This window comes from Streptomyces sp. NPDC054840 (genome assembly GCF_053611065.1).
The window spans coordinates 1-3294 of sequence record NZ_JBSGZP010000757.1; the positions used below are offsets into that span (position 1 = coordinate 1).

At 71.2% G+C, this 3294-nt stretch carries 4 protein-coding genes; all 4 read right to left on the bottom strand.

The window, feature by feature from the left end:
- Positions 1-31: 31 nt before the first annotated feature.
- Complete coding sequence (locus ACWGIU_RS33500) at positions 32-298, bottom strand: DUF4235 domain-containing protein (protein WP_453711872.1); 267 nt, start codon at positions 296-298, stop codon at positions 32-34.
- On the bottom strand, positions 295-762 hold the full coding sequence (locus tag ACWGIU_RS33505) for a DUF3618 domain-containing protein (RefSeq protein ID WP_453711873.1): 468 nt from the start codon (positions 760-762) through the stop codon (positions 295-297). The genes ACWGIU_RS33500 and ACWGIU_RS33505 overlap by 4 nt, the downstream gene beginning before the upstream one ends.
- On the bottom strand, positions 759-1178 hold the full coding sequence (locus ACWGIU_RS33510) for a phage holin family protein (RefSeq protein ID WP_453711874.1): 420 nt from the start codon (positions 1176-1178) through the stop codon (positions 759-761). The genes ACWGIU_RS33505 and ACWGIU_RS33510 overlap by 4 nt, the downstream gene beginning before the upstream one ends.
- 799 nt (positions 1179-1977) lie before the next feature.
- Positions 1978-3090, bottom strand: a complete 1113-nt coding sequence (locus ACWGIU_RS33515) for a YihY/virulence factor BrkB family protein (protein ID WP_453711875.1) — start codon at positions 3088-3090, stop codon at positions 1978-1980.
- Positions 3091-3294 lie beyond the last annotated feature (204 nt).

The following is a 3294-nucleotide window of genomic DNA, read 5'->3' on the forward strand; positions in this document are numbered from 1 at the left end:
CCCGGCGTGGGGCGGCGTCACCCCGGTCCGTTCAGCCGGGCCAGGTGCCGGTCACGCGCCGGGTCGTGACAGCTCCGGCCCGGTCGACCGCGGCCTTGACCAGGGCGAAGATCGCGCCTTGCAGGGCCGCCGCCAGGAGGACTTCTCGCCAGGTGCGGTGCTCGTCGGTGGCGTCGGGTGCATCGTCGTCGTGGCCGATCACCTTCCACGTCTGCTTGAAGGCGGCTCCGGCGATCATGCCGCTGGCGGCGCCGAGCGCCAGGCCGACCGGCTTGTAGGCGATCTTGGATGCTTTCACCGGTGCCTCCGGCTGCGGCGCAGGAGCAGGAAGAGGGTGAGCGCGGCGGCCGCGGCGAGCAGCGGGGTGCGGTTGGCCCGCGCGATGGAGGCGGCCTGATCGGCCTTCTCGCGAAGCGGATTCGGAGTCTTCTCGGCGGCGAACTGTCCGGCGCGGGCCGCGGTGTCGCGTACCTGGGCCGCCGCGTGTGCTGCCTTGTCGAGGACCGGATCGGGGGTCTTGTCCTTCACCAGCTGGGCGGCGTGCGTGGCCTTTTCCCGGAGCTGGTCGGTCATCAGGGTGGCCTTCTCGGCGGCCTGCTCCTTGATTTCGGCCGCCTTGTCCTTCGCCTGCGCCTTGACGTCCGCCTTGGCTGCCAGTGCCTCCACCGTCTGGCCGAGCTCCTCGCGGGTGTGCTGGACCTGCTCGCGCAGTTCCTCGGGAGTGGGTGCGGGTTCCTTGTCGCCCTGAGAGGGGGTGTTCATCGGTGTGCTGCCTCCTTGATCTCGGCCACATCGGCCTGGACGCTGTCGATGGTCTGCTGGGGTGCGGGGGTGCCGGCCTGGGTGATCTGCTTCTTGCCGGCAGCGGCCGTCACTGCGGCCACTGCGGCCAGCAGGGCCGCGATGATCAGAGCCGACGCCCAGACCGGCAGGAGCAGGGCGAGGGCGGCGATCACGGCGGCGACCAGGGCCTGCGCGGCGAGGATGCCGGCAAAGCCCGCCCCGCCGACCAGACCACCGCCCACCCCGAAGCGCCTGCCCTTCCGGGTCATCTCCGCCCGGGCCAGCCGCATCTCTTCCCGGACCAGTTCTGAGATCTGCTGTGATGCTTGCGAAACGAGGTCGGCCATCGATTCCTCGGTGCTGCCGCGCCCCTGGGGGCGTCCGACGGCGCTCATGGGTTCCTCCTTGCTTCCCCTCTGCTTTCGGCGCGCTGGCTGCACGATGGCCGCCATCTGCCCTTGCTGTGCGGTGCCGCGCCGGTCAGCGGGACCGATTGGTCCCGGGGGTGTCCTGTGAGGGGGGTGTCGGCGTTGCGTTTGACGGAGCCGATGCCGTTCAGCCGGGTTCCTCCGGCTCCTGGCTTCGAAGTGCTCGTCGGTCGCGATTGTGGTGGCGATGTGGTCGCGATGACCTGCCCGGTCGTCGCGATGAGGACGAAGCACTCGCCCCTGCCGGCTGGTGGCGGCTCTCGGAACGAGCTGCCGTGGCAACCCTCCCTCCCTGTGGTGAGGGGCGCGCTGCTGCGATGTGCGCGCTGCTGTCACGGCGCGCCTACCCCACCCGCAGCGGGTCACCCGCCGGCCGCTGGAGGTCGGCCCGCACGGGATGAGCAGGCGGGGCGTTGCCCGGACGAGGGGGGATGCGGCCAGGCCGATGGCGGCGCCGGCCGCGATGCCGGAGGGGTGGTGCACGCCGCTGTGCACCCGCTCGATCGCCATGGCACCGCCGGTACCGCGCAGGCGGCACCGCGCGCGGCGTCGCTCGACGAGCTGTTCCGCCACTGCGTCGGACAGCGGCTCTGGCCAACGTCGTGGCCGTGATCCCGGGGCGGCGGCCGTCTTGCGGCCCCGCTGTCCCCCGCCGGCCGCCATGATTCCCGCGGCCGCCCGCCACGGCTTCGTAACGACCGGAGGCAGGAGCTGCCGTGCCCGGGCGGAGTCCCGTGCTGCCCTCTGCCTCGTCGGCCGAAGATCACTATCGCGCACCGAGGCCGGGATCGCCGTGCCGCGCCACCGCCCTGTCCTTGGCCGCGTCATGCGGTTCCCCCTCCAGGCGGCGGCGGTCCTCATCACTCCACTTCCGCGTGTCCCGGGGCTCGACGTAGGGCTCCTCGTTCTCGGGGTGGCCGCCGGCGATGGCGCGCTGGCGCACCAGTTCGGCGTCGAACTCCAGGCCCAGGAGGATGGCCAGGTTGGTGATCCACAGCCAGATCAGGAAGACGATCACGCCGGCGATGGTGCCGTACGTCTTGTTGTACGAAGCGAAGTTCGCCACGTAGAACGCGAAGCCGGCCGAGGCGACCATCCAGATCACCAGTGCCAGGAAGCTGCCGGGGGTGACCCACTTGTAACCGCGGCCCTTGGCGTTCGGGGCGGCCCAGTAAAGGATCGCGATCATGATGGTCACCAGCAGGACCAGGACCGGCCACTTCGCGATCGACCACACCGTCATCGCTGTGTCCCCGATGCCGAGCGCAGCGCCCGCCTGGCGGGCCAGATTGCCGGTGAAGATCACGATCAGGGCGCTGGCCACCGCGAGGATCATCAGTGTGATCGTCAGCGCCAGCCGTAGGGGCAGCACCTTCCACACCGGCCGGCCCTCGGGCATGTCGTAGACGGCGTTCGAGGTGCGGATGAACGCGGCGACGTAGCCGGAGGCCGACCAGATCGCCACCGCGAGGCCCACGATCGCCACGAGCGATCCGATGCCTGCGTTGCCCTGGATCTGCTGGACGGCATTGCTGATCACATCGCGCGCGGAGCCGGGTGCCAGCTTCTGCAGGTTGTCCAGCACCTGTTTGGTCGCCGACTCTCCGGCTATGCCCAGCAGCGATACCAGCACCAGCAGGGCCGGGAAGAGGGCCAGCACGCCGTAGTAGGTCAAAGCGGCGGCCCGGTCGGCCAGCTCGTCGTCCTTGAACTCCTTCAGCGTGCCGCGCAGCGTCGCCATCCACGACCGTTTCGGCATCTGCGACAGCCGGTCCGGAGCCCGCTCTTCCACCTGCCGGTCCCCTCCCGCGCCCTCGGTGCGACCCGTCCCCCGCGGCCCGGGGGCGCCGCCGGGTTCTCGTTTCGGTGTACGTGTCATACCCGGCGGCTTTCCTCTCCCGGGCGTCTCATGCACCGACCGCCGGGCCGGCCGGTTCCGGGTGCCTGCTGCTACGGCGTCGGAGCGCGCTCCCTCTTCCGGCGCCTCTCCCCTGGTCGCCGTCGCCACCGGCATCGCCCCTCGTAAAGGCTCGGCGCCCTTGGCGAGGCGGCGGCGCTCAGCCCGTCTGCGCCCGGTCCACGG

Bases quoted from the DNA above. Each gene is read 5' to 3' on its own strand.
- ACWGIU_RS33505 (WP_453711873.1), bottom strand. From the start codon at position 762: ATGAACACCCCCTCTCAGGGCGACAAGGAACCCGCACCCACTCCCGAG.
- ACWGIU_RS33515 (WP_453711875.1), bottom strand. From the start codon at position 3,090: ATGACACGTACACCGAAACGAGAACCCGGCGGCGCCCCCGGGCCGCGG.
- ACWGIU_RS33510 (WP_453711874.1), bottom strand. From the start codon at position 1,178: ATGAGCGCCGTCGGACGCCCCCAGGGGCGCGGCAGCACCGAGGAATCG.